The 5,445-nt window shown below is 69.8% G+C and carries 6 protein-coding genes; all 6 read right to left on the reverse strand.

Annotated features, from left to right (window positions below):
- On the reverse strand, nucleotides 1-361 hold a 361-nt coding region (locus HMPREF0731_RS06280), incomplete at its 3' end, for a FixH family protein (protein WP_169312256.1).
- 14 nt (nucleotides 362-375) lie between these two features.
- Complete coding sequence (gene ccoG, locus HMPREF0731_RS06285) at nucleotides 376-1,863, reverse strand: cytochrome c oxidase accessory protein CcoG (protein WP_007003213.1); 1,488 nt, start codon at nucleotides 1,861-1,863, stop codon at nucleotides 376-378.
- A 6-nt stretch (nucleotides 1,864-1,869) separates the two neighbouring features.
- Entirely contained in the window at nucleotides 1,870-2,745 is an 876-nt protein-coding gene (ccoP, locus tag HMPREF0731_RS06290; RefSeq protein WP_007003214.1) for a cytochrome-c oxidase, cbb3-type subunit III, read from the reverse strand.
- Between the two features lie 2 nt (nucleotides 2,746-2,747).
- Nucleotides 2,748-2,930 (reverse strand): cbb3-type cytochrome oxidase subunit 3, encoded by a 183-nt coding sequence (locus tag HMPREF0731_RS06295; protein WP_007003215.1) that lies wholly within the window; start codon nucleotides 2,928-2,930, stop codon nucleotides 2,748-2,750.
- A 10-nt stretch (nucleotides 2,931-2,940) separates the two neighbouring features.
- A complete protein-coding gene (gene ccoO / locus HMPREF0731_RS06300; RefSeq protein WP_007003216.1) occupies nucleotides 2,941-3,672 on the reverse strand; it encodes a cytochrome-c oxidase, cbb3-type subunit II in 732 nt (243 codons plus the stop codon).
- A 13-nt stretch (nucleotides 3,673-3,685) separates the two neighbouring features.
- The gene (gene ccoN / locus HMPREF0731_RS06305; protein WP_007003217.1) at nucleotides 3,686-5,170 is read right to left on the reverse strand and encodes a cytochrome-c oxidase, cbb3-type subunit I; all 1,485 of its coding nucleotides are present in this window, start codon (nucleotides 5,168-5,170) and stop codon (nucleotides 3,686-3,688) included.
- Nucleotides 5,171-5,445: the final 275 nt, after the last annotated feature.

The raw sequence follows: 5,445 nt of genomic DNA on the forward strand, positions 1-5,445 counted from the left end.
CCAGGGCGAGCGGCACGCCGCCACCCTCCAGCGGCCGCTCCAGCGCGCCGCGCAGCAGGCCGGGCACCGGCTGGCCGTCGCGGTCGTCGATGGCGACGCGCAGCACCCGCCCCTCGACCCGCAGCGCGGCCTGCCAGCCCAGCGCCTCCTGCCGCGCGCTCTCGGCCAGCACGTCGTTGTAGGCCAGGCCGCGATCATAGGACTGGCCGACGGTGACGCCGGTGAAGGTGGTCAGCGCCTGCCAGATCAGCACGCCGTTGACGGCGATGACGATGCCCATGGCGAGCACGAAGACCCAGGGGATCCAGCGGCCACGGCGCGGATCGAAACCGGCCTCGGCGGAGATGGTGTTCGGCTTCATGACGGTCGCTCCCCTCATTTCGGCGCCAGGAAGACGCTGCGTTCGTCGAGCACGGTGCGGCCGGCCGCATCCAGCAGGCGGAAGCGCACGGGCGTGCTCTCCGCCAGGCGGGTGCCGGGCGGCGCGGTGACCAGGGCGCGCCAGCTGGTGATGCCGTCGCGGTGCAGCGCCAGCACGGGGCGCCCCTCCGCGTCGGTCTCGGCCTCCTGCACCACCAGGCGGAAGCCCTGCGGCGCGTCCAGCACCAGGGCCAGCGCCGTCTCGGGCCGGGTGCGGTTGCCGAGCTTCAGCGTGTAGGCGTTGCGGATGCCGCCATCGGAGAGGCGGACATAGATCGGCGCGCGGTCGCGCAGCACGGCGAGCGTCGCCGTCTCGCGCAGCAGGAAGGCGCCCAGCATGACCAGCGCCACGGCGCCCAGCACCCCGGCATAGAGCCAGGTGCGCGGGCGGGAGAAGCGCACCGGCCGGCGCGCCTTCATGCCGCAGACCTGCCGCACCGGGCCGGGGGCCACGCCCGCCGTCGCCGCGTCGCTGGCGGCGAGGTTGGCCAGCGTCTCGAAGGCGACCAGCCCGGTCGGGCGGTTCAGCTTCGCCATCACGTCGTCGCAGGCGTCGATGCACAGGCCGCAGCCGATGCATTCGAGCTGCTGCCCGTCGCGGATGTCGATGCCGGTCGGGCAGACATGCACGCAGGCGCGGCAATCGACGCAATCGCCCACCCCCTCGGCCTTGGCCTTGCCGCGCGGCTCGCCGCGCCAGGCGCGGTAGGTGACGACGAGGGAGTTCTCGTCGAGCATCGCCGCCTGGAAGCGCGGCCAGGGGCACATATAGGTGCAGACCTGCTCGCGCGCCCAGCCGGCCAGCAGATAGGTGGTGAAGGTGAACAGGCCGAAGAAGAAATAGGTCTCCAGGCTGGCGCCGCCGGTGAACAGCGCGCGCAGCAGGGTCGGCGCGTCCTGGAAATACATGATCCAGGCGCCGCCCGTCGCCGCCGCGATCACCAGCCAGGCGGCGTGCTTGGCCGCCTTGCGGGCCAGCTTGGCGCGGCCCCAGGGCTGCGCGTCGAGCTTGATGCGCGCGTTGCGGTCGCCCTCGATGCGGCGCTCGACCCACATGAACAGGTCGGTCCAGACCGTCTGCGGGCAGGTGAAGCCGCACCAGACGCGGCCGAACAGGCTGGTCACCGCGAACAGGCCGATGGCGCCCAGCACCAGCAGCCCGGTGAGGAAATAGATCTCCTGCGGCCAGATCTCGATCCAGAACAGGAAGATGCGGGCATTGGCGATGTCCACCAGCACCGCCTGGCCGGGCATCCCCGGGCCGCGATCCCAGCGCAGCCAGGGGACCAGGTAGTAGAGGGTCAGGCAGAGAGCCAGGATCGCCCATTTGGCGCGGCGCACCCGGCCCTGCACCGCCTTCGGGTAGACCTTCTGGCGGCTGGCGTAGAGCGAACCCGCCTCCGTCCCCGACGGCTGCACGCCCTTGGGATCGATCCGGCTCATCCTGGCTTACTCCGTCTCGCCGCCGCCGAGCGAATGGACATAGACGGTGAGCATGTTGATCACCGCCGGGTCCAGCCGCTCGCCCCAGGAGGGCATCACGCCGGCGCGGGCATAGGCGATGCTGCGCACCACCGAGGCCTTGTCGCCGCCATAGAGCCACACCTGGTCGGCCAGGTTGGGCGCGCCGAACTCGCGGTTGCCCAGGCCCTTGTCGCCATGGCAGCTGGCGCAGTTCTCGGCATAGAGCGCGGCGCCGCGGGTGGCGGCCGCCTGGTCGGTGGCGCGGCCGGAGAGCGAGAGCACATGCTCGGCCACGTCATTGACCTGGGCCTGCTTCAGCAGCCCGTCGGCCAGGAAGCGCGGCATCATCGAGCTGCGCGCGGCGTCCGATTCCGTGTTGCGGATGCCGTGCTGGATGGTCAGGCGGATGTCGTCGAGCTTGCCGCCCCAGATCCAGTCATCGTCGGCCAGGCTCGGGAAGCCGCCCGGCGCGCCCTGCCCGCCCGCGCCATGGCAGCCGGCGCAGTTGTTGGCGAAGGCGACACGGCCGCCGGCGAGCGCGAAGCCGCGCATCTCGGGGTCGGCCATGATCTGCTGCGGCGTCGCCTGGCGCAGCCCGGCCAGCATCGGGCCCTGCTGGCGCGCATGCTCGGCCATCTCGGATTCGATCGCGCCGCGCGCGGTCCAGCCGGTCAGGCCCGTCGCGCCGCGCAGCGGCAGCGCCGGATAGAGCACCACCCACACGGCGGAGAAGGCGATGGTGGCGTAGAACACGTAGAGCCACCATTTCGGCAGCGGCGTGTTCAGCTCCTTGATGCCGTCCCATTCATGGCCGGTGGTGTCCTGGCCGCTGACGGCATCCTTCTCGATCTTGGTCGGCATCGTCAGATGCTCCGTTCCGGCTGCCGCGGACGCGGCGCCTCGTCACGCAGGGGGATCGACGCCAGCGCCTCGTAGCTCTGGCGCTTGCCCGGCCGCAGCACCCAGATCAGGATGAAGCCGAACAGCACGAAGAACCACACGACCCAGGCGGTCTTCAGCAGGGGATAGAGGGCGATCAGGTCCATGGCCGCGCCCTCACTGCTGCCGCACGCGGTCGGGCGTGACGTCGCTGAACTTCACCAGCGTGCCCAGCATCTGCAGATAGGCGACCAGCGCGTCCATCTCCGTCACCTCGCGCGGGTTGCCGTCGAAGGCCCCCTGGCGGGCGCGGGCATAGCGGGCGGCGAAGGCGGTGTTGTCCATCTCGGGGTTCGCCTGCGTCTCGAGGTCGAGCCGCGCATTGGCGACCATCTCATCCGTGTAGGGCACGCCCACGGCGCGCAGCCCGCGCAGGTGGTACTCGACATCGCGGTAGTCGAGCGGCCGGTCGAGGAAGGCGTAGGGCGGCATCACGCTCTCCGGCACCACGGCGCGCGGGCTGCGCAGATGCGCCGCGTGCCAATCGTCCGAGTAGCGGCCGCCGACGCGCGCCAGGTCCGGCCCCGTGCGCTTGCTGCCCCACTGGAAGGGGTGGTCGTACATGCTCTCGGCGGCGAGGCTGTAATGGCCGTAGCGTTCCAGCTCGTCGCGGAAGGGGCGCACCATCTGGCTGTGGCAGGTGTAGCAGCCCTCGCGCACATAGATGTTGCGGCCCATCAGCTCGAGCGGGGTGTAGGGGCGCACCCCCTCGACCCGCTCGATCGTGGTCTCCACGGCGAAGAGCGGCACGATCTGCACGAGGCCGCCGATGGAGACCGTGATGAGGGTGAGAACCCCCATCAGGATCAGGTTCTTCTCGATCAGCGCGTGGCTGAAGCGGCGGAACATTTTTTTCAGTTCCTTATTCGGCGGGGGCGGGATGGGCGCGGATGACGGCGACCTTCGGCGCCGTCTCGCCGCGCACCGTGCGCCAGAGGTTGTAGGCCATCAGCAGGGCGCCGCTGAGGTAGAGCACACCGCCCAGCATGCGGATGACGTAGTAGGGGTGCATCGCCGCCACCGTCTCCACGAAGGAGTACTGGAGGAAGCCGAGCTCGTCATAGGAGCGCCACATCAGCCCCTGCATGATGCCCGACACCCACATGGCGGTGATGTAGAGGACGATGCCGAGCGTCGCGATCCAGAAGTGCCACTCGGCCAGCTTCTTGGAATACAGCTCGGTCTTGCCCCACAGCCGCGGCACCAGCCAGTACAGCGCGCCGAAGGTGATGAAGCCGTTCCAGCCCAGCGCGCCGGAATGGACGTGGCCGATGGTCCAGTCGGTGTAGTGCGACAGGGCGTTGACCGCCTTCACCGACATCACCGGCCCCTCGAAGGTGGCCATGGCGTAGAAGCCGACGGCGGCGACCGAGAAGCGCAGCCCCGGATCGGTGCGCAGCTTGTCCCAGGCGCCGGAGAGCGTCATCAGGCCGTTGATCATGCCGCCCCAGGAGGGCATCCACAGCATGACCGAGAACACCATGCCGAGCGTCTGCGCCCAGTCGGGCAGCGCGGTGTAGTGCAGGTGGTGCGGGCCGGCCCAGATGTAGAGGAAGATCAGCGACCAGAAGTGGACGATCGACAGCCGGTAGGAATAGACCGGCCGGTCCGCCTGCTTCGGGATGAAGTAGTACATGATGCCGAGGAAGCCGGCGGTCAGGAAGAAGCCCACCGCGTTGTGGCCGTACCACCACTGGATCATCGCATCCTGCACGCCGGAGGCGGCGACATAGGACTTGGCGTGGCCGAGCGACAGCGGCAGCGCGATGTTGTTGCCGATGTGCAGCATGGCGACGGTGATGATGAAGGCGAGGAAGAACCAGTTCGCCACGTAGATGTGGGGTTCCTCGCGCTTGATGATGGTGCCGCCGAAGGCGACCAGGTAGGCCACCCACACCACCGTCAGCCACAGGTCGACATACCATTCGGGCTCGGCATACTCCTTGCCCTGCGTCACGCCGAGCACGTAGCCGAGCGCCGCCATGACGATGAAGAACTGGTAGCCCGCGAACAGGAACCAGCCCATCTCCTTGCCGCCGAACAGGCGGGCGCGGCAGGTGCGCTGCACCACGTAGAGGCTGGTGCAGAGCAGCGCGTTGCCGCCGAAGGCGAAGATCACCGCGCTGGTGTGCACCGGGCGCAGCCGGCCGAAGGTGGTCCATTCCAGGTCCAGGTTGAGCAGCGGGAAGGCGAGCTGCGCCGCCACCACCACGCCGACCAGGAAGCCGACGATGCCCCAGAACATGGTGGCCACGGCCATCGCGCGGATCGGCCCGTCCACATAGCTATCCTGCCGCAAACTGCCGATCTCGGCGGCGAGGCGCGCGGCGTGGCCTCCTTCTGGCATCGTCTGGTCTCCGTCCTGGGGGAATCCGCCCCGCTGCGGGCGCGGCTCGGGCTGGCCCGGCTTGCGCGATCGGCGCGAAGGAAGCCGAAGCGGCCGGCATTGTCCTTGATGCGCGTCAAGTTTCCGTGGACGGTCCCGCGCTATGGTCGGCGCGACACAGGCAGCAACACGGCCCTTCTGGGGAGGCCCCGCCCATGACCACGCCGCCCATCCCGCGCCCGGCCGCGCCGACGCAGGCCGCCCCGCACGCCCCCTCCGCGCACGCCCCCTCCGCG

The organism is Pseudoroseomonas cervicalis ATCC 49957 (assembly GCF_000164635.1).
GTDB classification, from domain to species: domain Bacteria; phylum Pseudomonadota; class Alphaproteobacteria; order Acetobacterales; family Acetobacteraceae; genus Pseudoroseomonas; species Pseudoroseomonas cervicalis.